This is a genomic window from Embleya sp. NPDC059237, assembly GCF_042754105.1.
Taxonomy (GTDB): domain Bacteria; phylum Actinomycetota; class Actinomycetes; order Streptomycetales; family Streptomycetaceae; genus Embleya.
Genome location: NZ_JBHZAE010000001.1, coordinates 232,400 through 254,030 on the forward strand (window position 1 = coordinate 232,400; position 21,631 = coordinate 254,030).

Consider the following 21,631-nt stretch of genomic DNA (forward strand, 5'->3'; position numbering starts at 1 on the left):
GGCGCGCGGCGTGGGGGGGGCGCCCCCCCCCCCCACCCGCCGGGGGGGCGGCGGCGGGGCCCCAGCCCCCCCCCCCCCCCCCCCGGCCGCCGAAGCCGGCCGAAATACCGGTTGCCGATGCCCCGCCGAGGCGCGTCAGCGGCTCTGCTGAGCCGGCACACCCGGCATCTTGTCGTCGTCGTCATCGATGCTGACACCCGCGGCGGCGACGGCCGCGCCGGTGAGCGTGGCCAGCATCTCGCGCACGTTGGTCAGCTGCGCGTTGATGCTGTCGCGGCGGTGGGTCAGCGCGGCCAGCTCGCGCTCGGACTCCGAGCGGATCCGGTCGGCCTTGGCCCGCGCGTCGGCCACGATGTCGTCGGCCTGGCGCTGCGCGGTCTCGATCGTCTGACGCGAGCGGCGCTCGGCGTCGGTACGCAGCTTCTCGGCCTCCAGGCGCAGCTGTTCGGCCCGGTGCTCGACCTCGGACAGCCGCTTCTCGGCCTTGGCCTGACGGGCCGCCAGGTCGCGCTCGGACTGCTCGCGGCGCTTGGCCAGGTTCGTCTCGAAGTCGGCGGCGGCCTGGGCGGCCTTGGCCCGAGTCTCCTCGAAGAGGGCCTCGGCCTCCTCGCGCTTGGCCGACGCGTCCTTGGCCGCCTCGCCACGCAGCTGCGCGGCGTCGCTCTTGGCCTTGTCGAGGATCCGCGAACCCTCGTCCTCGGCCTTGGCCTTGCGCTCCTTGCCGTACTGTTCGGCGTCGGAACGGACCTGCTGCGCGGCGGCCTCGGCCAACTCGCGGTGCTGATCGGCGGCGCGGCGGGCCTCCTCGCGCAGGTCCTTGGCCTCTTCCTCGGCGAGGCGGAGGATCTTCTCCACCCGTGCGCCGAGGCCCGCGTAGGACGGTTCGGCGTCGGCGAGTTGGGCCTGCGCGTTCTGGCTTTCGAGGTGCAGTTCCTCGATCCGCTTCTCCAGCGCCGAGATCCTCGCGAGCGCGCTGTCACGGTCCGACACGAGCTTCGTGATGCGGTCGTCGACCTGCGAACGCTCGTACCCACGACGGACGATGTCGAAGCCGTGCGGAGAGTTAGTGTCGCTCATGGGGTTCCTGTCGTATGACGGGTGCGGTGAATGAGGTGACGGGTGGAATCCTGGCACGAATCGGGCGGAGCATCGACCTGACCGGGAGATAAGAACCGGCCGGCATCGCTCAATCGGATGACGACGAACCGGAGCCCTTCGCCGCGGGGCCCTTGCCCGACGAGGAGTTGCCCTTGCCGGCCCCGAGGCCCGCGGGCGCGGCGAGCGCGTCCAATACGCCCTGCACGCGCGACATCTCGGCGGTGATGTCCTTGCGTCTGCGGTTCAACTCGTCGAGTTTGCGCTGTCCGTCGGCGCGGTGACGGTCGGCTTCCTTGCGCGCCTCGGTGCGCAGTCGCTCCGCCTCCTTCCGCGCCTCGTCGAGAACCTTCTCGGCGTCCGCGGCGGTCTTGCGACGGACCGCCTGCGCCTCCCGCTGGGCGGCGGCCACCTGTTCGGCCACCTTCGCCCGCAGGTCGTCCGCGCCCTTCTGGGCGTCGGCGAGCCGCTGTTCCGCTTCCGAGAGCAGCGCCTCGGCCTTCTTCACCGCGGCAATACGTACCCTATCCGCCTCGGAACCGGCCTTGTCGCGAATCCGCTCGGCTTCCTCGGCCGCGGCCACCTTCATCTTCTCGGCGTCCACGCGGGCCTCGCTCACCTGTTCCTCCGCGGCGGCCACCAGGTCGTCGACCCGCTTGCCCGCCTGCTTCAGACCCTCCGCGGCCTGCCGGCGGGCACGTTCGACGACCTGCTCGGCCTCGCGGTCGGAACGCTCGCGCGTGGCGGTGGTGTCGCGCCGGGTCTCGCCGATCATCGCGTCGGAGTCCTGGCGCGCCTTCTCTATCACCGCGGTCGCCTCGGCGCGCAGGCGTTCGTCCTCCGCCTCGGCCTCGGCGATCAGCAGGTTCGCCGCCTCGGTCGCCTCGGCGACGCGCTTCTCGGCCTTGCGCTCGGCGGTGCCGACGATTTCGGTGGCCCGGCCCTTGGCCCGAACCAGCAGCTCCTCGGCGTCGTTCGTGGCCCGCTCCAGCTCGGCGCGGGCCTGCTCGCGCAGTTGCGCCGCGGCCTCCTCGGCCTCGCGCAGCTCCTTGTTCGCCGCCTCGCGGCCGGCCGTACGGGTCTTCTCCGCCTCGCGGTCGGAGTCGGACTTCATCCGGTCGGCGTGCTTGCGCGCGGCGGTGACCGTGGCGTCGGCCTCCGCGCGGGCCCGGACCAGCGTGGTCTCCGCGTCGTCGCGGGCCTTGGCCAGGTCGCGTTCGGCGAGCGCGGTGAGCCGGTCCGACTCCTCCCGGGCGGCGTCCTCGATGCCCACCACCGCGGCGCGTACCGCCTCGGCCTCGGCCTGCGCCTCGGCGACCGCGCGGGCCGCGTCCTCCTTGGCCAATCGGGCCTGGGTGGTGGCGCTCTCCAGCAGGTCGGTGCCCCGCGCCTCGGCTTTCTCCAGCAACTCGCGGGCCCGCGCCTTGGTGCGATCGCGCAATTCGGCCGCCTCGTCGCGCGCCTCCTCCAGCGCCTGGGCGCCCTGGGTACGCAGCCGGAGCGCCTCGGCCTCGGCCTCCTCGCGCAACCGCGTGGCCTCGGTGTCGGCCTGCTCCAGCCGGCTCAGCGCGGCCGTCTCGGCCTCGTCGCGCATCCGCTCCGCGTCCGCGGTCGCCGCCTCCAGCGCGGCGGCGGCCTCCTCGCGCAGCGTGGTCGCCTCGGCGTTCGCCGAGGCCAGCGTCGCGGTCGCCTCGGTGTGCAGGCGCTGCGCCTCGCTGCGCGCCGCCTCCAGCGCCTCGGCGGCCTCCCGGCGCAGCGTCCCGGCCGCCTGCTCGGCGTCGGCGCGCACCTGTTCGGCATCGCGCTCTGCACGCTCCAACAGCGCGCGGGCGGCGGTCTGCGCCTCGGACCGGGCCCGGTCCGCGTCGGTCTCGCCCTGGGTGCGCATCGTGTCCGCGTCGGCCTTGGCCGCGGCCAGCGCGGCGGTGGCCTCCTGGCGCAGCGCGCGCGCCTCGCCGTCGGCCTGCTCCAGGATGCCGAGCGCGGTCTCCTCGCCCTCGGCCCGCATCCGCGCGGCGTCCTTCTCGGCCTTGTCCAGCGCGGCGCGCACGGTCGCGGCGGTCTCGGTGCGCAGCGTGTGCGCGGCGGCCTCCGCCTCGGTGCGCATGCGCTCGGCCTCGGCGTCGGCCTGCTCAAGCACCGAACGCGCGGTCTCGGTGGTCTCCTCGCGCAGCGTGCGGGCGGCCGTCTCGGCCTCCGTGCGCATGCGCTCGGCCTCCTCGTCGGCCTGCTCCAGGACCGAACGCGCGGTCTCGGTGGTCTTCTCGCGCAGCGCCTGAGCGGCGGCCTCCGCCTCGGTGCGCATCCGGGTCGCGTCGGTGTCGGCCGCGGCCAGCCGGGCACGGGCCTGCTCGGTGCTCTCCTCGCGCAGGGCCGCCGCCGCGCTCTCCGAACTCTCGCGCAGCGCCCGCGCGGTCTGCTCGGTCTCCTCGCGCAACGCGCGGGTCTCGGCTTCCGTCCGCTCGCGCAGCGCATGGGTCTCGGCCTCGGTCCGCTCGCGCAGCGCGCGGGTCTCGGCCTCCGCCTCCTCGCGCATCGAGGACGCGTCGCGGCGCGCGGCCGAACGCATCTGGTCGGCCTCCTCGCGCGAGTCGGCGAGGGTCTTCTCCGCCTCGGTACGCGCGTCGGTGAGCGCCTTGTCGGCCTCGCGGCGCGAGTCGGTGCGGACCTTCTCGGCCTCTTCCCGGGCCTTGCCGATCAGTTCGTCGGCCTTGACCGCGGCCGACTGGGTACGGGCGCCCGCCTCGGCGCGAGCGCGCTCCATCGTGGCCTCGGCGTCGGCCCGGGCCCGATCCAGCGCGGCCTCGGCCTCGGCGGCCGACTGCTCGGCCCGGGCCCGCAGTTCCTCGGTCCGGGCGTGCAACTCGGCGGCCTGCCGCTCCGCTTCGGCGCGCATCGCCTCGGCCCGGGCCTGGGCCTGATCGCGCAGCTCGGCCGCGGCCAGCTCGGCGGAGCGGATCAGCTCCTCGGCGGCGCGGTTCGCGTCGGCGCCCGCCTTCTGCGCCTCCGCCCGGGCCTTGGCCACCAGTTCCTCGGCCTCGGCGTGCGAACGACCGGCGTTCTCGGCGGCCTCGGTACGCACCCGCTCGGCCTCGGCGCGAGCCGCCTCGACCCGCTCCGCCGCCTGCGCCGCGGACTCCTCGCGCAGCTGCTCGGCGGCGGCCGCGGCCTCGCTGCGCAGGGTCTGCGCCTCGATCCGGGCGCGCTCCAACTCCTCGGCGGCCTCCGCCTGTTGGAGCTTGGTCATCTCGCGCAGGCGGTGTGTGTCCGCGATCGCCTTCTCGCGCAGCTTGCCGGAGTCGGCGCGGGCCGCCTCGAGCAGTTCCTCCGCACCCTCGGCCGCCTGGGCACGCACCTGCTCGGCGTATTCGCGCGCCTCGTGCGCCAACCGGTCACTGGACACGCGGGTGCGCGTCTCGACCGCCTCGGCGTCGGTTTGGGCCCGGGCGCGCAACTCGTCGGCCTCGGTGCGGGCCTCGCTCTGTACCCGCTCGGCCTCGGATCGGGACTTGGCCATCAGGTCGTCGGCGGCCCGCGCGGCGGTCTCCAGGCGCTCGGCCGCGCCGGCCTCGGCGTTGGTGAGCAACTGCTGTGCCTCGGCCCGCAGTCGGTCCACCTCCTGCCGGCGGCGCTCGATCTCCGCGCGCGCCCCGGCCTCCAACTCGTCGACCCGGGCCAGGGTTTCCTCGCGGGCGGTGTCCAACTCGGCGCGGGTGTCGGTACGCAGTGCCTCGGCCTCGGCGCGGGCCTCGTCGCGCAGCCGGTCCGCCTCGGCGATCGCCTCGGCGCGCAGCCGCTCGGCGGCGCCGCGGGCCTCGGCGGTGAGCTTGTCCGCCTCGGCGCGGGCCTTGGCCAGATGCGCCTCGGCGTCGGTCGCGGCCTTGCCGAGCTTCTCGCCCGCCTCGGCCTCGGCGCCCTGGAGCAATCGTTGGGCCTCCGCCTGGCGGCGGTCCGCCTCGCCGGCCGCCTCGGCCCGCAGCCGTTCGATCTCGAACTGGGCGGATTCGAGCAGTTTCGCGGTGTTCTCGGACGCGCCCTGGGCGCGGGCGCCGGCCTCGCCGGTGACCCGCTCGGCCTCGGCCCGGGCCTCGCCGATGATTCGGGCGGCCTCCACCCGGGCGTCGCCGACCAGGCTCTCCGCGCGGGTGCGGGTCTCGGTGCGCAACTGCTCGGACTGGTCCACGGCCGCGCTCGCCCGGGCCTTGGCCTCGGCGACCACCCGATCCGCGTCGCTCTGCGCACGCGAGAGCAGCGACTCGACCTCGGCGCGCGTGCTCTCGTTGGTGCCCGCCGCCTGCTCGCGGGCGGCGGCGGCCACCCGCTCGGCCTCGGCGCGGGCGTTGTCCAGGAGTTGGCGGGCGCGCTCCTCGGCCTGGGCGCGCAACTGCTCGGCCCACGCGACGTTCTCGTTGACCCGGGTCTCGGTGGCCTGGCGTGCCTGGGCCAGTTCCTCGTCCAGGCGCCGGCGGCGCTCCATGACCTCGGCCTGCCACTCGGCTTCGAGCCGGGCGGAGCGGGCGGCGGCCTCCTGGAGCAGGCGCTGGGTGGTCGCGCGCGACTCCTGCAACTCGCGCTCGGCATCGGCGCGGACCTGGTCGGCCTGCAGTTGCGCATTGCGCAACATCTGCTCGGCCTGGCCGCCGATGCTGTCGAATCGGGGTGTGGCGAGCTGGCGGCGAAGGTCATGCAGCTTCGCGCGGAGAACCTCGACCTGATAGCCGAGGTCCTCCGCGTGGGCGACGGTGTCGTCGCGCTCCTTCTTCAGCCGCTTGATCTCGTCGTCGAGCTGTTCGAGGTGCTCGTCGACTTGGTAGCGGTCGTAGCCCCGCACTGTGGGGTCCCACTCCATCCCCTGGCCGCGTACGTTTCAGTACTGCAAATCGGCCGTTTCCGACCGGTTGGTGACGAAACGACCCCGACAACCATCCGGAACCGCCCGTACCGCATTGACTACCAGGGAGAATGGTCTCAGATCCAGGGACCGCCGTCAGACGTTACGAAAGCGGTTGATGGCGTCGATATGCCGCGCGCGCATCTCGACGTCCCGAACCCCCAGGCCCTCCTCCGGTGCGAGACACAGTACGCCCACCTTGCCCTGGTGCAGGTTCCGGTGGACGTCCCGGGCCGCCTGACCCGTCTCTTCCAGAGCGTAGGTGCGCGACAACGTCGGGTGAATCCTACCCTTCGCCACGAGCCGGTTGGCCTCCCATGCCTCCCGATAGTTGGCGAAGTGCGAGCCGACGATCCGCTTCAGGCTCATCCACAGATAGCGGTTGTCGTATTCGTGCATGTAGCCCGACGTCGAGGCGCAGGTCACGATGGTGCCGCCCTTGCGGGTGACGTAGACCGAGGCGCCGAACGTCTCGCGGCCCGGGTGCTCGAAGACGATGTCCACGTCCTCGCCGCCGGTGAGTTCGCGGATGCGCTTGCCGAACCGGTTCCACTCGCGGGTGTCCTGGGTGTGCTCGTCCTTCCAGAAGCGGAAGTCCTCGGCCCGCCGGTCGATCACCAACTCGGCGCCCATGTCCCGGCACAGCTGCGCCTTGTCCTCGGAGGACACTACGCAGATCGGCGTCGCGCCGCCGGCCAGGGCGAACTGCGTCGCGTACGAGCCCAGGCCGCCGGAGGCGCCCCAGATGAGCACGTTGTCGCCCTGCTTCATGCCCGCGCCGTTGCGTGAGACGAGCTGGCGGTACGCCGTCGAGTTGACCAGGCCCGGCGAGGCGGCCTCTTCCCACGACAGGTGCGCCGGCTTCGGCATCAGCTGGTTGCTCTTGACCAGGGCGATCTGGGCGAGGCCGCCGAAGTTGGTCTCGAAGCCCCAGATCCGCTGCTCGGGGTCGAGCATGGTGTCGGCGTGCCCATCGGGGCTCTCCAACTCGACGGACAGGCAGTGCGCGACCACCTCGTCGCCGGGCTTCCAGGCGTTGACGCCCGCGCCGGTGCGCAGGACCACGCCCGCGAGGTCGGAGCCGACCACGTGGTACGGCAGGTCGTGCCGCTTGGACAGGTCGGATGCGCGGCCGTACTTCTCCAGGAAACGGAACGTGGAGACCGGCTCGAAGAGCGAGGTCCACACGGTGTTGTAGTTGATCGCACTGGCCATCACGGCGACGAGGGCTTCGCCGGGGCCGAGTTCGGGCAGCGGCACGTCGTCGACGTGCAGCGACTGGCGCGGATCCTTGTCCCGCGATTCCACGCCCTCGAACATCGTCTCCTCGTCCTTGTGGACGGTGACGGCGCGGTACGAGTCGGGAAGCGGGAGCGCTGCGTACGCCTCCTTGGGGGTGTCCCCCGCGAGGATGGCGTCGAGGATCTCCTTCATCGTCGGCCTCCATGGGTCGGCGGTTGAAGCATGAGAAACATGAGGGATTGCCGAGCTTCGCTGAACTTACTCGCTGGTAACGCTAGGCGTTCGGCATAAAAGCGACAAGGGGCGAAGTCACAGGAACTGCGCCGCCGCTTTGACGATCTGTCTGTTGACGAGCCGCCGGCTCCGCGGGATGGCGCGGCCGGTCGGGCGCTGCCGCGGGATGCCGCAGGTCGGCGCGCTGTCGTGCGCTGTCACGTATGGTCGCGCGCGGTCGCGCGCTGTGTGCGAGTGGCCGCGTGATGTCGCGGGCCGGATGCCGGGCCCGGTGGTCGACGCCGGGCCCGGTGGCTCAGTGCTCCGTGTCGGGCGCGGCCGAGGTCACCAGTTCGGTGAGCACGCCGTGACAGTCCTTGGGGTGCAGGAACGTGATGCGCGAACCCATCGAACCACGCCGGGGCTCGTCGTACAGCACCCGGACGCCCTTGGCTCCGATCGCCGCCGCGTCCCCGTCCACGTCGGCGGTGCCGAACGCGATGTGGTGCACACCCTCGCCGTTCTTGGCCAGCCACTTGCCGACCGCGGAGTCCTCGCGGATCGGCTCCAGGAGCTGGAGGTAGGACGCGCCACCGTCCGAGGTCTCGTTGATCTTGAGCATCGCCTCGCGGACGCCCTGCTCCTCGTTGATCTCGGTGTGGAACACCTCGAATCCGTAGGTCGTTGTGTAGAAGTCCACCGTCTCGTCGAGGTTGTGACAGGCGATGCCGATGTGATCGATACGCGTGAGCACCATGGCCTCCCGAGGCCGTCGAGAAATGCGGGTTACCTGCGAGTAGATACCCGACCCTTCGTCACGAGACTATGGGCGAGAGCACACCCGATTCGTGCCGGGCGTGAGGGTGGGTTCCGTCACATCGGGGCCCCCTGCACCGGTCGGCGCCCTTCCGGGTAGGTTCCGGAACAACTTCACGTCCGTCGCGGGGATGCCGCACGTCGCCCGGCCCGCCCGGCGATGGCACCCCGACCATAAAGTTGTGGAGGCCACCCTCATGGCCGGTTCTGTCATCGTCGCCGGGGCCCGTACCCCCATGGGTCGACTGCTCGGCTCCCTCAAGGGCTTCTCCGGCACCGACCTCGGCGCCATCGCGATCAAGTCCGCGCTCGAGCGTGCGGGCGTCACCGGGGACCAGGTCCAGTACGTGATCATGGGCCAGGTGCTCCAGGCGGGCGCCGGGCAGATGCCGGCCCGACAGGCGTCGGTCAAGGCCGGCATCCCGATGAACGTGCCCTCCCTCACCGTCAACAAGGTCTGTCTCTCCGGCCTGGACGCGATCGCGCTGGCCGACCAGCTGATCCGCGCGGGCGAGTTCGACATCGTGGTCGCGGGCGGCATGGAGTCGATGACCAACGCCCCGCACCTGCTGCCCAAGTCGCGCGAGGGCTTCAAGTACGGCGCGGTGGAGATGCTCGACGCGATGGCCTACGACGGCCTCACCGACGCGTTCGACAACATCCCGATGGGCGAGTCGACCGAGCACCACAACACGAAGCTGGACATCTCGCGCGAGGAGCAGGACGCGGTGGGCGCGCTGTCCCACCAGCGCGCCGCTGCCGCCGCGAAGAACGGGATCTTCGACGCCGAGATCGTGCCGGTGGAGATTCCGCAGCGCCGGGGCGAGCCGGTCGTGTTCGCCGCCGACGAGGGCATCCGCCCGGACACCACCGCCGAGTCGCTGGGCAAGCTGCGTCCGGCGTTCAGCAAGGACGGCACGATCACCGCGGGTACGTCCTCGCAGATCTCCGACGGCGCCGCCGCGGTCGTGGTGATGAGCAAGGCCAAGGCCGAGGAGCTGGGCCTGGAGTGGCTGGCCGAGATCGGCGCGCACGGCAACGTGGCGGGCCCGGACAACTCGCTCCAGTCGCAGCCCTCGAACGCGATCAAGCACGCGCTGGGCAAGCAGGGCCTGACCGTCGACGACCTGGATCTGATCGAGATCAACGAGGCGTTCGCGGCGGTGGCCGTGCAGTCGATGCGCGACCTCGGGGTGAGCACGGACAAGGTCAACGTCAACGGCGGCGCGATCGCGCTCGGCCACCCGATCGGCATGTCCGGTGCCCGCGTGGTGCTGCACCTGGCGCTGGAGCTCAAGCGCCGCGGCGGCGGCACGGGTGCGGCGGCGCTGTGCGGTGGCGGTGGCCAGGGCGACGCGCTGATCCTCACCGTCCCGGGCGCCTGAGCCGGTTCGGTTCGGACCGGTCCACAGGCGTGAACCGGTCCGGATCGTACGGCTGAGCGACCGTACGGTTTCGTGTGATCGATCCACCTGAAACGATCTCGCAGTCGCGGGGCGCGCACTGCGGTGTGACGGCTCGCCGACTGCGGGGTCGTTTCGGCATATCCGAGCAGGGAAGCGGTGGCGCATGAGGTCGGGGATGGATGTCGCGACGTTGGTGGCCCAGGCCCGGGAGGGCAAGCCGCGGGCGGTGGCCCGGTTGATCTCGATGGTCGAGGACGCCTCGCCGCGGCTGCGTGAGGTGATGGCCGCGCTCGCGCCGCTGACCGGCAACGCCTACGTGATCGGGCTGACCGGCTCGCCCGGGGTGGGCAAGTCGACCTCCACGACCGCGCTGGTGAGCGCGTACCGCCGGCTGGGTCGGCGGGTCGGCGTGCTCGCGGTGGACCCGTCCTCGCCGTTCTCGGGCGGCGCGCTGCTCGGGGACCGGGTGCGGATGCAGGACCATGCGACCGACCCGGGCGTATACATCCGCTCGATGGCCTCGCGTGGGCACCTCGGCGGGCTGGCCTGGTCCACGCCGCAGGCGCTGCGCGTGCTGGACGCGGCGGGGTGCGACGTGGTGATCGTGGAGACGGTGGGGGTCGGCCAGTCGGAGGTGGAGATCGCCTCGATGGCGGACAGCACCGTGGTGCTGTTGGCGCCGGGCATGGGCGACGGGATCCAGGCGGCCAAGGCCGGGATCCTGGAGATCGGCGACCTGTACGTGGTGAACAAGGCGGACCGGGACGGTGCGGCGACGACCGCGCGTGAACTCGGCCACATGCTCTCGCTCGGCGAGGCGCGGGGGCCGGGGGACTGGCGTCCGCCGATCGTCAAGACCGTGGCCTCGCGCGGGGAGGGTGTGGACGAGGTGGTCGAGGCGCTGGAGAAGCACCGGGCCTGGATGGAGGCGGGCGGCGAACTGCGGCTGCGGCGTCGGCGGCGGGTGGCGGACGAGGTGGAGGCGATCGCGGTCACCGCACTGCGGGCTCGGATCGGCGACCTGCGGGGTGGGCGGCGGTTGGAGGAACTGGCCGACCACGTGCTGTCCGGGTCCATGGACCCGTATTCGGCCGCGGACGAACTGATCACGGGGCTGGGAGCCTAGCGGCTTCGCTGTTCGCGTGGTGGGCCCGGTTCGACTTGCCGTCCTCAAACGCCGGACGGGCTGGGGTTGCTTCGGTCCGGCGCGCGGGCTGCGGTTTCGCTGTTCGCGTCGTGGGCCCGGGTCGGCTCACCGTCCTCAAACGCCGGACAGGCTGGGTGGGGCTCGGTTTGGTGCGCGGCTGCGGTTTCGCTGTTCGCGTGGTGGGCCCGGTCCGGCTCGCCGTCCTCGAACGCCGGACGGGCTGGGGTGGTCGGGCGGGCTCGTGGGCTGCGGTGCGGTTGACCGCAGCTCAGGGGAGCCGAGCAAATTCAGCCCGTCCGGCGTTTGAGGACGGCCGGCCCCAGTTGGGTCGACACAGGCGTCAGCCTGTCCCGCGTTTGAGGACGGCCGGCACGAGTGCGTCGACGCAGGCGTCAGCCTGTCCCGCGTTTGAGGACGGTCGGCACGAGTGCGTCGACACAGGCGTCAGCCTGTCCCGCGTTTGAGGACGGTCGGCACGAGTGCGTCGACACAGGCGTCAGCCTGTCTCGCATTCTTCTGTGGAGGGGCAGACCGCGGCGCGGGCGGCGGGGCGCAGGTGTGCGGCCACCGCGCCGAACGCTTCGCCGACCACCTGTTTTTGGGCGGGCGTCATGACGTCCATCAGGTGCTCGCGGACGCTCTCGACGTGCGTGGGCGCGGCGGCCCGGAGCGCGTCCCAGCCCTCCTCGGTGAGCACCGCGTAGGCCCCGCGACGGTCCGTCGGGCAGTTGCGGCGCGCGACCAGCCCCGCGTTCTCCATCCGGGTCATCTGGTGCGAGAGCCGGCTCTTGGACTGCTGAGTCGCCTCGGCCAGATCGCTCAGCCGCACCTCCTGCCGCGGGTGCTCCGAGATCTGCACCAGGATCTGGTAGTCGTGCAGGGACAGGCCGTGCGTGCGCTGGAGTTCGCGTTCCAGCCGCGCCGGCAGCATGTTGATCACGGCGATGATCTGGCGCCAGACGTGCTGGTCTTCATCGCTCAGCCATCTGGGCTCGGCATCGGTCATGAACCAAGAATACCGGAGTTAGTTGAAACTTGAATGACCCTTTGGTTTGCCGCGCGTCGTGCACACGCTGTGAGACGGCTACGTGACCGATCGGTAACCTCCACTACGCTCGGCGCGTGCCGAAGCCACTGAACCTTCCCTTCGATCCGATCACGCGTGCCGACGAGCACTGGCGAGAGCACTGGGGCGAGTGCCCGCCGATGGTCGCCATCACCTCGATCATGCGTGCCCAGCAGATTCTGCTCGCGGGCGCCGACGCGGTGCTCAAGCCGTACGGCCTGACTTTCGCCCGCTATGAGGCCCTGGTCCTGCTCACCTTCAGTCGGACCGGCTCGCTGCCGCTGTCCCGGATCGGCGAGCGCCTGATGGTGCACCCGACGAGTGTGACCAACACGATCGACCGCCTGGAGCAGGCCGAGTTGGTCGCGCGTCGGCCGAACCCGCGCGACGGTCGGGGCGTACTCGCGGTGATCACGGACAAGGGCCGCGACGTCACCGAGCGGGCCACCCGGGACCTGACCGCGCGCGAGTTCGGGCTCGGCGCGTACACCGCCGAGCAGTGCGCCCAGCTGTTCGACCTGCTGCGGGTGTTGCGGGTGGACGCCGGCGACTTCGTGGTCGAGGCGGAGGCGAAGGACAAGGGCGCGGCGGGGGAGGGGGCGGATTCGGGGACCCCGGTGCCGGCGACGTAAGCTGCATGCGCCATTGTGAAAAGCGGTCGACGACCACGTCGAGCCCGCCGTTACCGAAGGTGCTGCCGTGAAGCCTGCCGTATTGACCCGCTACCGAGTGATGGCCTGGATCACCGGGTGCATGCTCCTGGTCCTGTGCCTGTGCATGGTCCTGAAGTACGGGTTCGACACCGGCGAGAAGGCGACGCTCTACGTCAGCCAGGCACACGGTCTGTTCTACATGATCTACCTCGTCGTAACCTTCGACCTCAGCAGCAAGATGAAGTGGAAGTTCGAGCGCATGCTGCTGATGATGCTCGCCGGCACCGTTCCGCTCGCGTCGTTCTACGCCGAGCGCAAGGCCGTCGAGGCGGTCCACGAGCGCGGCCTCGCCGCCGCCCCCGCCGGCGCCTGAGCCGCTCGCAGTCAGCCCGTTCCGTACCCGCTTCCCCCGAGGATCCCCATGCTTTCCACCGCCTCCGGCCGCTTCAAGGTGATCTCGATCGCCGAGGGTTGTTCGTTCCTGATCCTGCTCGTCTTCGGCTCGCTGCTGAGCCGGATCTCGGACATCAACCTCGTCATGCCGCTGGGCCTGCTGCACGCGGTCCTGTTCATCCTGTACCTGCTGGCCATGATGGACGCGCGCACCAAGCTGTCGTGGGACAACAAGACCACGCTGCTCGCGTTCGTCGCCGCGATCCCGCCGTTCGGCCCGTTCGTCTTCGACTACAAGATGAAGCACAAGCTGGTCGAGCCGACCGCGGCGCCGGCCACCGCCTGACCGGTCGCCGCCGCGCTCGCGGCACCGCCCACGAAGCCCCCGACACCTCGTCGGGGGCTTCGGCGTTATCGGGGGCGTGGGCATGTTTTCGGGGGTGCTTGGACATTTACTAGGACGTCCTAGTAATTTTTCCGGTGCCGCGCGGGAATGGGTCCTACGACGACGGCATCGGACGGGAGCCACGTGAACACCGAGGACATCGAAGAGGGTCGGCGGCGCTGGCAGGACCGCTACGACAAGGTCCGCAACGACGGCATGCGCCGCACCACGCTTTCCGAACTCGAGGTCGAGCCGGTCTACGGCCCGCCCGCGGACCAGCCCTACGCCGGCTTCGAGCGGATCGGCTGGCCGGGCGAATTTCCGTACACCCGCGGCCTGTACGCGACCGGCTACCGAGGCCGGGCGTGGACCATCCGGCAGTTCGCCGGCTTCGGCAACGCGGAACAGACCAACGAGCGCTACCGGATGATCCTGGCGGCCGGCGGCGGCGGGCTCTCCGTCGCCTTCGACATGCCGACCCTGATGGGCCGGGACAGCGACGACGAGCGCTCGCTCGGCGAGGTCGGGCACTGCGGCGTCGCGGTGGACTCGGCGGCCGACATGGACGTGCTCTTCCGTGACATCCCGCTGGGCGACGTGACCACGTCGATGACCATTTCCGGGCCGGCGGTGCCCGCGTTTTGCATGTACCTGGTCGCGGCCGAGCGGCAGGGCGTGGACATCGGCACGCTCAACGGCACGCTGCAGACCGACATCTACAAGGAATACATCGCGCAGAAGGAGTGGCTGTTCGCGCCCGAGCCGCACCTGCGGTTGATCGGCGACCTGATGGAGTACTGCGCCGAGAAGATCCCGGCGTACAAGCCGCTGTCGGTGTCCGGGTACCACATCCGCGAGGCGGGGGCGACGGCCGCGCAGGAGCTGGCGTACACGCTGGCCAACGGGTTCGGCTACGTGGAACTCGGGCTGTCGCGCGGGATGGACGTGGACGTCTTCGGTCCCGGGTTGTCGTTCTTCTTCGACGCGCATGTGGACTTCTTCGAGGAGATCGCCAAGTTCCGCGCGGCGCGCCGGATCTGGGCGCGGTGGATGCGCGACGTGTACGGCGCGAAGACCGCGAAGGCGCAGTGGCTGCGCTTCCACACCCAGACGGCGGGCGTGTCGCTGACCGCGCAGCAGCCGTACAACAACGTGGTGCGCACCGCGGTCGAGGCGCTCGCGGCGGTGCTCGGCGGAACGAACTCGCTGCACACGAACGCGCTGGACGAGACGCTGGCGCTGCCGAGCGCGCAGGCCGCGGAGATCGCGCTGCGCACCCAGCAGGTGCTGATGGAGGAGACCGGCGTCGCGGCGGTGGCCGACCCGCTGGGTGGGTCGTGGTACGTGGAGGCGTTGACGGATCGGCTGGAGGCCGAGGCGGAGGCGACGTTCGCGAAGATCCGCGAGTTGGGCGAGAGTTCGCCGCACCCGATCGGGCCGATGACGTCGGGCATCCTGCGCGGCATCGAGGACGGGTGGTTCACCGGGGAGATCGCCGAGTCGGCGTTCCGCTACCAGCGGGCGGTGGAGAAGGGCGACAAGCGGGTCGTCGGGGTCAACTGCCACGAGGGGTCGGTGACGGGGGACCTGGAGATCATGCGGGTCAGCCACGAGGTCGAGCGGGACCAGGTGGCGATGCTCGGGAAGCGGCGGGGCGCGCGGGATCAGGCTGCGGTGGACTCGGCGCTGGGTGCGATGCGGGATGTTGCGCGGGGGTCGGGGAACCTGGTGCCGCCGATGTTGGCGGCGGCTCGGGTGGAGGCGACGCTCGGGGAGATCTGTGACGTTCTCCGGGAGGAGTGGGGCACGTACACGGAGCCCGCGCGGTTCTGAGCCCGAGCCGGGTGGCCTCAAGCGCCGGCCGGGCTGGGTTTGGCCTCAAACGCCGGCCGGGCTGGGTTTCGTTGGTTGGCCGGGTGGGCTCCTGGGGGAGTCGACCCGGGCTTCGGCCGAGGTGGCCTCAAGCGCCGGCCGGGCTGGGTTTGGTTGGGTTGGCCGGGTGGGCTCCTGGGGGAGTCGACCCGGCCTTCGGCCGAGGTGGCCTCAAGCGCCGGCCGGGCTGGAATTGCTTGGGTGGGTTCCTGGGGGAGTTGACCCGGTCTTGGGTTGGGTTCGGGGGCGGTGGGCTTACGTGGTGGCTGGGAGTAGGCCGGTTACTACGAATGTGGTGAAGCGTTGGACCCAGTTGTCGGAGGCGGGTTCGGCGCTTACCAGGATGTGTTGGACCACCGTGCCGGCGATTACGTCGAAGATCAGGTCTACGTCTATGTCGCCCGGGGCGGTGATTTCGCCTCTGGCTTCGGCTCGGGCCCTGCCTTCTGTGACCAGGCGTTTTTGGGGGTCGACGATCTCTTCGCGGATGCGGCGCCGTAGGGCCGGGTCGCTGGTGGAGTCGGCTACCAGGCCCATCAGGGCCGTGCGCATCTCGGGGCGGCCGAGGAGTGCGGCGAAGCGGCGGACCACGTCCTCGATGTCCGCGCGTAGATCGGGGCCTCGATCCGGCAGGTGCAGCGTGTCCAGCATCTCCGCGACGGCGGCGATGGCCAAGTCGTGCTTGGAGTGCCAGCGGCGGTACAGCGTGGTCTTGGCCACGCCCGCGCGCGTGGCGACGTCGCCCATGGCCAGCCCCGCCCAGCCGCCCTCGGCGAGGAGTGCGCGCGCCGCGGCCAGGATCGCGTCGTCCGCGGTGGTGCTGCGGGGGCGCCCGATGCGCTGTGGGGGCGCGCCGAACACCCGTCGTTCCGCCGGTTCCGCCGATTCGTCGTGCACGGGCGGTCATGTTACCGGCTGGTACGGTTCCCGGCCGTGATCCGTTCCGGTGGCGCAACTCACATCCGCCATTCGGGATCCTACGGTCGCATTCCGCCCGGCGCTCCCCTTACGCTACGAGCCGTAGCGAATCGCGGTGCCTGGATGGGGATTCGAGCACACGATCGCGACTGACGACCTGTCAAGGGTCGTCGTCCGTCCCGGGGCCCGCATCCTGCGGGGACCGGGACGCGACGGGAACTCGTGCGTGTGCCGGTGGGTCGCCCCGTGCATCGTTCGCCTTGCTCTCGGGGGAAGATGTCTACATGCAGCCACGGAACATGTCCATGCGCGGAGTAGTCGATCTCGGGGCGGTCAAGGCCGCCGCCGACAATGCCGCCAAGCGTGCGGCCGCCCCGGCCGGGAAGCCCGCCGCCGCGGCCGGTGGCCAACGGGTCGTCATCGACGTCACCGAGGCCACCTTCGAGACCGATGTGCTCGCGCTCTCCCAGCAGGCACCCGTCGTGATCGACTTCTGGGCCGAGTGGTGCCAGCCGTGCAAGCAGCTGAGCCCGCTCCTGGAGCGGTTGGCCGAGGAGTACGCCGGCCGCTTCGTGCTCGCCAAGATCGACGTCGACGCCAACCCGCGCCTGGCCCAGGAGTTCGGGATCCAGGGCATCCCCGCCGTGATGGCGGTGCTCGGCGGCCAGCTCGCCCCGCTGTTCCAGGGCGTGGTGCCCGAGCAGCAGGCGCGCCAGGTGCTCGATCAGCTCGTCCAGCTCGGCGAGGAGCGCTTCGGGCTGACCGGCGTGGTGGTCGACGGCGCACCGGCCGAGGCTCCCGACGACGCCGAGTCCGAGGAGGAGCCCCCCGGCGACCCGCTGCTCGCGCCCGCCGACGAGGCGCTGGAGGCCGGCGATCTGGACGGCGCGGCCCAGGCGTTCCGCAACGTGCTCTCCGACCACCCCGCGCACGCCGAGGCCAAGCTCGGCCTGATCAACACCGAACTCCTGCTGCGCACCCAGGGTGTGGACGCGGACAAGGCCCGGGCGGACGCCGCCGAGCACCCGGACGACGTCGCCGTACAGACCCTCGCCGCCGACGTGGACATCCTGGACGGCCGCGCCGACGAGGCGTTCGCCCGACTCGTGGAGACCGTGCGGCGGACCTCGGGCGACGAGCGGAACAAGGCGCGGTTGCACCTGCTGGAGCTGTTCGAGATCGTCGGCGCCGACGACCCCCGAGTGCCGAAGGCGCGCATGGCCCTTGCGGGCGTGCTTTTCTGAGTCTGCGTCAGCGCCGCGGTCCGGCTCCGAGCGCCGCGGTCCGGCTCCGTCGGACACCGGTCCGAGCGGCGTTTCGAGCGCCGTTCCGGCCGCCGGCCGCACTCGCTCGCTTTGTCGATGAAGCCCCGGTCGTTCTCGATTCCGAGAGCGGCCGGGGCGTTGTCTTTACCCATCTTTGACTATGGGTCATTTCCCTCGCCCTGCGTGTCTTTTGGTGACCTCCCGGTGATCCGTTAACGGACTTATCCCGCGAAATCGGATCGGCGGACATGCGTCTCGATACCGCGCTGTGATCCGGTGGCGAGCGGCGTTCGACGGTCCGCGTTACCCACCGGTAACGAACCTCTTGTGTGCCGACCCGGTCGTGAAAGATGATCGGGCCGCTCGATCCGTGTCCCATTCGCCCCGGCAGCCGGTCGGTGGCGCGGACGCGGACCTCCCCATCCAGGCCGCGCCGGTCCTTCCCGGGACAGGCAGGCCCTCCCTCCATGCCCCGCCACGTGCGGCCCTGGTCCGCATGAGGAGGGGACTCTGTCCCGAGGAGGACCATGGACAAGAAGGTTCAGGCGGGTAGCGGCAAGACCCGCTGGAAGCGATTCGGCATCGTGCTCCTGCCGGTCGCGGCGATGACCGTGGGCATGTTCGCGGGCGTCGCGAACGGTGTGGTCCCGGTGAACATCACCGTGGGCGGCGGCAACTTCAAGGTCCGCGCCGACAAGATGGAGGCGACGGACTTCTCCCAGTTCGGGGACTTCCTCAAGCGGAACAAGGGCGCCGACGTGCCGGTCGCGACCGCCGCGATCGGACACGCCGACATCACCAACCTCTGTCAGTCGGTCAAGGGGCCGTTCGGCATCGTGCTTCGGATCGAGGCCGGCGGCAAGGGCACCAAGGCCGAGGCCGACAACATGACCCTCTCGATGGACGGCCTCGACGGCGACGCGGTGTTCGAGAACATCGACATCGGCGTCGACGCGTCGACCATGGCCAAGGGCTCGGGGGGCAAGGGTCCGGCCACCATCGGCAACGGCCACCCCACGATGTTCGGCCAGCAGGCCAACAAGGCGACGTTCACCGACGTCAAGCAGTCGGCCTGGCTCGTGCAGGCGGGCCGGTTCTACCTCAAGGACCTCCACCTGGAGGTCGGCGGCGGTAGCAAGGAGTGCTTCTGACGTTCCGTCGGCTGTGGGCGCCTCGTCGTCCACAGCCGGTCAGTCGTATCGAGGCGGCATTCCAGGGAGTTGAACAGTGACCGCAGAACAGCGGCATCCCCATGCGGTCGTGCGCTGCCGGCGCGCGTTTCGGGAGTGGCGATCGGCCCGGCCGTTCTGGGCCGGACTCTTCACCATCCTGGCTGCCGGACCCATCCTGTGGGCCCCGTACGCATCCGTCAGCGCGGGTGACGTCACGGTCAGGCTGACGCAGTTCGGCGGCGTCTCGGCGCTGTTCATCGGCGCCATCCTGATCATGTGTGGAATCGCGCTCTGGTTGACCCCGGCGGCGCGGGTCTACCTCGGGATCTTCGTGATCCTCGTATCGCTCGTGTCCTTCATCGTGGCGACCTTCGGCGGCTTCGGCGTGGGCATGTTGCTCGGCCTCGTCGGTGGCATGCTCGCGACCTCCTGGACGTACAACGAGCCGTCGGACGACGAGGACGACGAGCGCCCCGGTGACGACGACGCCGGCGACGGACACGACGGCAGCGCCGACTTCGACGACACGCTCGTCGAGGACGGCTTCCTGGCCGACGCGTTGAGCGGGAAGGCCCCCGATGCCTCGGGGGAAGCGTCGACCGGGTCGGAGACCGACCGGCCCGGTGACAAGGAGGCGGGAACGGCCGCACCCAGGGTCACGCTCGCGGTGATCGTGGCCGCGATGGCAGGCGTGGTCGGACTGGTCGGGATCGCGAGCGCGTCGCCCAGCGACCCACTGCCCGAGAACCCGTACGCGGACGGCCCGTGCGCCTCCGCGAGTCCCACCACATCGGCGGGTTCGGCGTCGGCCGCGCCGAGCACGTCGAGCGCGGCGCCGAGCAGTACGGCCGCCACGTCCGCGGGTTCGACCCCCGCCGGCAAGGCGCCGCAGACGCGGTCCGCGGCGGGGCAACCCACTGCGGCGCAGAGCCCGGCGGCCGACCCGAGGGCCGGCACGTCCAAGGCGCCGGAAAGCAGGGAACCGGCTTTCAAGCTGCCCGAGTTGAAGCTGCCGGAGTTGAAACTGCCCGAGTTGACGCTGCCCGGCCTGCCCGGGCTCGGCCTGCCCGGGATCAAGCCGTCCGCGCCGGCGTCGTCCGCGCCGGCGTCGACGGCACCCACCGCACCCGCCGCACCCGCCGCGCCGTTGGCGGCCTCGGGCGGCTCGACCTCGGCCTCGGCCACGCCGCCGGCGGCCAAGTCGACGCCCTCCGCTTCGGCGTCGGGCAAACCTTCGACCAAGCCCACGACGACGTCGGCCAAGCCGTCGGCCACGTCGTCGTCGGCCGCGCCGAAGGACGGCAAGTCGCCCTTCCCGTGCCCGGTCCAGGGTCCCGTGAACGCCAAGAGCGGCAACGGGATCCCGCCGGTCGCGGTGGACCCCCTCGTCCTCAAGTCCAGCCTGCTGGCCATGGCCGGGCTGAACTACGAGGGCGTGGTCAAGGTCAAAACGCTCACCGGGGTCGAGGAGAACGCGCTCAAGTTCACCGTGTCCAAGGGCATCGACATCTGGAACATGTCCATGACGGTGAAGGAGGAGGGCGGCAAGGACGTCGTCATCTCGTCCGACGAGGGCAGCAAGTCCTGGATGGACGCGGACATCCCGACGACGATGTACGTGAAGTACCTCAAGGGCAACATCTTCGGGATCATCCCGATCACCTTCACGCCCGAGAGCCCGCCGCCGATCAACGTGCCGATCGTCTTCTTCACGAACGTGGAGAGTTCGATGTACGCCCAACTGGGCGGCAAGTTGCACATCCCCGGCTACGGCCTCAACAAGGTCAACGTGAAGTAGTCGGGTCGAGTCGATACGAGCGGTCGACGCACCGAACCACCGATGCGCCCCGGAACCCACGCGGTTCCGGGGCGCATCGGCGTGCGGGCCGGTTGATGCCGGGTGCTACGCGTCCACGTGGCGTTCGCGGAACAGGGCCAGGATGTTCTCGGTGGGCAGGCTCGGCCACAGGGTCACCCGGCCGTTGCGGCGGTCGATGATCCACTGGCCGGCGCCGACGTTGGCCATCGGGTCGGGGTCGGCGAAGATCGGCTGGACCAGCCAGCCGTACTCGAACTCGCTCATCACGAAGTCGACCGGCGCGTGCGGACCGCCGCCGACCACGTGCCGTCGAGCCTTGTCCCGGGCCTCGCGCTCGTCGATCGGCTTCGGGGGCAGCGGCTCCCGGGCGAGCGTCAGGTTCAGGCGGGTGGGCCCCCGGCCCTCGATCAGCGCGATCAGCGCGCCGTCGAACGTGTCGGCCACATGCCACAGGTCGCCCCACCACAGGTACACCGCGCCGCGCGGATCCATCGCCAACCGGCCGCGTCCCAGGTCGTATTCGCCGACCGGGGTGAGCGGCCGGCCCAGCGCCGCGCCGTACGCCGCGAGCACGTCGCCCGCGTACAGCCCGACCAGCGGGTCGATCCGGAACGGCATCCGGGACATGTCCGTGCCGGGCCCGTACTGATGCACCGTCATCCCGCCGAACTCCCACAGCGCCTTGATCGCGCTCGGCGGGACATCGATCCCGGCCGTGCCCAACGCCCGGTACCAGCGCAGCAGTTCCTCTTCCGGGATGTGGATGCCGGGCTGCCAACCGGTGGCCGTCAGAGCCTGGGCCACGGCCTCGGGAAAACGATCGCTCATGACGCGGGCACCTCCAGGATCGTCACGCCCAGATCGGCCAGCGCGGGCGCGCAGGACGAACACGGCGGGATCGGCCGCTCGTGCGCGGGGTCGTTCGGCTCGCGCAGCAGGATCGCGGCCAGCGCCGCGCCGCGCAGCAGGTGCCGCATCCGGTCGAGCACCGCCTCGTGGTCGGGGTCGTGCACACCCTCGGCGGCCAACGACGCCTCCGCCTCGACCGCGACCTCGGACAACAACGCCGCGTCCGGGCAACGCCCGTGGAACACCGAGCGCATCGCGGGCTCGGTACGGTCCAGGAGCGCGGTCACGGCCGGGTGCAGGTCCACGAGCGTGGTGTGCGCGCTCACCGCCGTCATCGGCTCCCGGCCGGGGCGCTGCAACGCCGCACCGACGCCGGGCGGCAGCTGATTGTCGAACATCGGTCTCGTCCGTTCCCTTCGTGATGCCGCG

General features: G+C 71.1%; 17 protein-coding genes. 9 read left to right on the forward strand and 8 right to left on the reverse strand.

Annotated features, from left to right (window positions below):
* Positions 1–135: 135 nt before the first annotated feature.
* The 4 genes from ACFXKZ_RS01050 to mce form a co-directional block, all read right to left on the reverse strand.
* A complete protein-coding gene (locus tag ACFXKZ_RS01050; RefSeq protein WP_020555437.1) occupies positions 136–1,077 on the reverse strand; it encodes a cellulose-binding protein in 942 nt (313 codons plus the stop codon).
* A 109-nt stretch (positions 1,078–1,186) separates the two neighbouring features.
* Positions 1,187–5,944 carry a hypothetical protein gene (locus ACFXKZ_RS01055; RefSeq protein ID WP_379995032.1) on the reverse strand — a complete coding sequence of 1,586 codons (4,758 nt, stop codon included), beginning with the start codon at positions 5,942–5,944 and terminating at the stop codon, positions 1,187–1,189.
* Positions 5,945–6,082: 138 nt separating this feature from the next.
* The gene (ccrA, locus tag ACFXKZ_RS01060) at positions 6,083–7,420 is read right to left on the reverse strand and encodes a crotonyl-CoA carboxylase/reductase (protein ID WP_379995034.1); all 1,338 of its coding nucleotides are present in this window, start codon (positions 7,418–7,420) and stop codon (positions 6,083–6,085) included.
* A 337-nt stretch (positions 7,421–7,757) separates the two neighbouring features.
* Entirely contained in the window at positions 7,758–8,195 is a 438-nt protein-coding gene (gene mce / locus ACFXKZ_RS01065; protein ID WP_379997255.1) for a methylmalonyl-CoA epimerase, read from the reverse strand.
* A gap of 259 nt (positions 8,196–8,454) precedes the next feature.
* Between mce and ACFXKZ_RS01070 the strand changes: the two genes are divergently transcribed.
* Positions 8,455–9,642: an acetyl-CoA C-acetyltransferase gene (locus tag ACFXKZ_RS01070; RefSeq protein WP_078979219.1), complete on the forward strand. Its 1,188-nt coding sequence runs from the start codon at positions 8,455–8,457 to the stop codon at positions 9,640–9,642.
* Between the two features lie 196 nt (positions 9,643–9,838).
* Complete coding sequence (gene meaB, locus ACFXKZ_RS01075) at positions 9,839–10,789, forward strand: methylmalonyl Co-A mutase-associated GTPase MeaB (RefSeq protein WP_379995037.1); 951 nt, start codon at positions 9,839–9,841, stop codon at positions 10,787–10,789.
* 517 nt (positions 10,790–11,306) lie between these two features.
* On the opposite strand, the gene ACFXKZ_RS01080 is transcribed toward meaB, so the two are convergent.
* Entirely contained in the window at positions 11,307–11,816 is a 510-nt protein-coding gene (locus tag ACFXKZ_RS01080) for a MarR family winged helix-turn-helix transcriptional regulator (protein ID WP_379995039.1), read from the reverse strand.
* Between the two features lie 116 nt (positions 11,817–11,932).
* Between ACFXKZ_RS01080 and ACFXKZ_RS01085 the strand changes: the two genes are divergently transcribed.
* The 4 genes from ACFXKZ_RS01085 (at position 11,933) to ACFXKZ_RS01100 (ending at position 15,140) form a co-directional block, all read left to right on the forward strand.
* Complete coding sequence (locus ACFXKZ_RS01085) at positions 11,933–12,508, forward strand: MarR family winged helix-turn-helix transcriptional regulator (protein WP_379995041.1); 576 nt, start codon at positions 11,933–11,935, stop codon at positions 12,506–12,508.
* 67 nt (positions 12,509–12,575) lie between these two features.
* Positions 12,576–12,902, forward strand: a complete 327-nt coding sequence (locus tag ACFXKZ_RS01090) for a DUF3817 domain-containing protein (RefSeq protein WP_379995043.1) — start codon at positions 12,576–12,578, stop codon at positions 12,900–12,902.
* Between the two features lie 48 nt (positions 12,903–12,950).
* Positions 12,951–13,268: a DUF3817 domain-containing protein gene (locus ACFXKZ_RS01095; RefSeq protein ID WP_379995045.1), complete on the forward strand. Its 318-nt coding sequence runs from the start codon at positions 12,951–12,953 to the stop codon at positions 13,266–13,268.
* Between the two features lie 147 nt (positions 13,269–13,415).
* A complete protein-coding gene (locus tag ACFXKZ_RS01100; protein WP_379995047.1) occupies positions 13,416–15,140 on the forward strand; it encodes a methylmalonyl-CoA mutase in 1,725 nt (574 codons plus the stop codon).
* A gap of 294 nt (positions 15,141–15,434) precedes the next feature.
* On the opposite strand, the gene ACFXKZ_RS01105 is transcribed toward ACFXKZ_RS01100, so the two are convergent.
* Complete coding sequence (locus ACFXKZ_RS01105) at positions 15,435–16,076, reverse strand: TetR/AcrR family transcriptional regulator (protein ID WP_379995049.1); 642 nt, start codon at positions 16,074–16,076, stop codon at positions 15,435–15,437.
* 305 nt (positions 16,077–16,381) lie between these two features.
* Here ACFXKZ_RS01105 and ACFXKZ_RS01110 point away from each other — a divergent pair, with 305 nt between their 5' ends.
* The 3 genes from ACFXKZ_RS01110 to ACFXKZ_RS01120 all read left to right on the forward strand — a co-directional run bounded on the left by ACFXKZ_RS01110 (position 16,382) and on the right by ACFXKZ_RS01120 (position 20,332).
* On the forward strand, positions 16,382–17,341 hold the full coding sequence (locus ACFXKZ_RS01110) for a tetratricopeptide repeat protein (protein WP_126637273.1): 960 nt from the start codon (positions 16,382–16,384) through the stop codon (positions 17,339–17,341).
* A 548-nt stretch (positions 17,342–17,889) separates the two neighbouring features.
* Positions 17,890–18,513, forward strand: a complete 624-nt coding sequence (locus tag ACFXKZ_RS01115; RefSeq protein ID WP_078975388.1) for a DUF6230 family protein — start codon at positions 17,890–17,892, stop codon at positions 18,511–18,513.
* A 76-nt stretch (positions 18,514–18,589) separates the two neighbouring features.
* Positions 18,590–20,332, forward strand: a complete 1,743-nt coding sequence (locus ACFXKZ_RS01120) for a DUF6114 domain-containing protein (RefSeq protein ID WP_379995053.1) — start codon at positions 18,590–18,592, stop codon at positions 20,330–20,332.
* 105 nt (positions 20,333–20,437) lie between these two features.
* Here ACFXKZ_RS01120 and ACFXKZ_RS01125 read toward each other — a convergent pair whose 3' ends face one another.
* Both ACFXKZ_RS01125 and ACFXKZ_RS01130 read right to left on the reverse strand, forming a co-directional pair.
* Positions 20,438–21,181 carry an SUKH-3 domain-containing protein gene (locus ACFXKZ_RS01125; protein ID WP_379995055.1) on the reverse strand — a complete coding sequence of 248 codons (744 nt, stop codon included), beginning with the start codon at positions 21,179–21,181 and terminating at the stop codon, positions 20,438–20,440.
* Positions 21,178–21,600 (reverse strand): YwqJ-related putative deaminase, encoded by a 423-nt coding sequence (locus ACFXKZ_RS01130; RefSeq protein WP_379995057.1) that lies wholly within the window; start codon positions 21,598–21,600, stop codon positions 21,178–21,180. Before ACFXKZ_RS01130 ends, ACFXKZ_RS01125 begins: the two co-directional genes overlap by 4 nt.
* Positions 21,601–21,631 lie beyond the last annotated feature (31 nt).

Excerpts from the sequence above, each read along its gene's own strand:
- ACFXKZ_RS01110 (WP_126637273.1), top strand. The coding sequence starts at position 16,382 with ATGCAGCCACGGAACATGTCCATGCGCGGAGTAGTCGATCTCGGGGCG.
- ACFXKZ_RS01055 (WP_379995032.1), bottom strand. The coding sequence starts at position 5,944 with ATGGAGTGGGACCCCACAGTGCGGGGCTACGACCGCTACCAAGTCGAC.
- ACFXKZ_RS01080 (WP_379995039.1), bottom strand. The coding sequence starts at position 11,816 with ATGACCGATGCCGAGCCCAGATGGCTGAGCGATGAAGACCAGCACGTC.
- ACFXKZ_RS01130 (WP_379995057.1), bottom strand. The coding sequence starts at position 21,600 with ATGTTCGACAATCAGCTGCCGCCCGGCGTCGGTGCGGCGTTGCAGCGC.
- ACFXKZ_RS01070 (WP_078979219.1), top strand. The coding sequence starts at position 8,455 with ATGGCCGGTTCTGTCATCGTCGCCGGGGCCCGTACCCCCATGGGTCGA.
- ACFXKZ_RS01050 (WP_020555437.1), bottom strand. The coding sequence starts at position 1,077 with ATGAGCGACACTAACTCTCCGCACGGCTTCGACATCGTCCGTCGTGGG.
- ACFXKZ_RS01125 (WP_379995055.1), bottom strand. The coding sequence starts at position 21,181 with ATGAGCGATCGTTTTCCCGAGGCCGTGGCCCAGGCTCTGACGGCCACC.
- ccrA (WP_379995034.1), bottom strand. The coding sequence starts at position 7,420 with ATGAAGGAGATCCTCGACGCCATCCTCGCGGGGGACACCCCCAAGGAG.
- meaB (WP_379995037.1), top strand. The coding sequence starts at position 9,839 with ATGGATGTCGCGACGTTGGTGGCCCAGGCCCGGGAGGGCAAGCCGCGG.
- ACFXKZ_RS01115 (WP_078975388.1), top strand. The coding sequence starts at position 17,890 with ATGGACAAGAAGGTTCAGGCGGGTAGCGGCAAGACCCGCTGGAAGCGA.
- ACFXKZ_RS01100 (WP_379995047.1), top strand. The coding sequence starts at position 13,416 with ATGGGTCCTACGACGACGGCATCGGACGGGAGCCACGTGAACACCGAG.
- ACFXKZ_RS01095 (WP_379995045.1), top strand. The coding sequence starts at position 12,951 with ATGCTTTCCACCGCCTCCGGCCGCTTCAAGGTGATCTCGATCGCCGAG.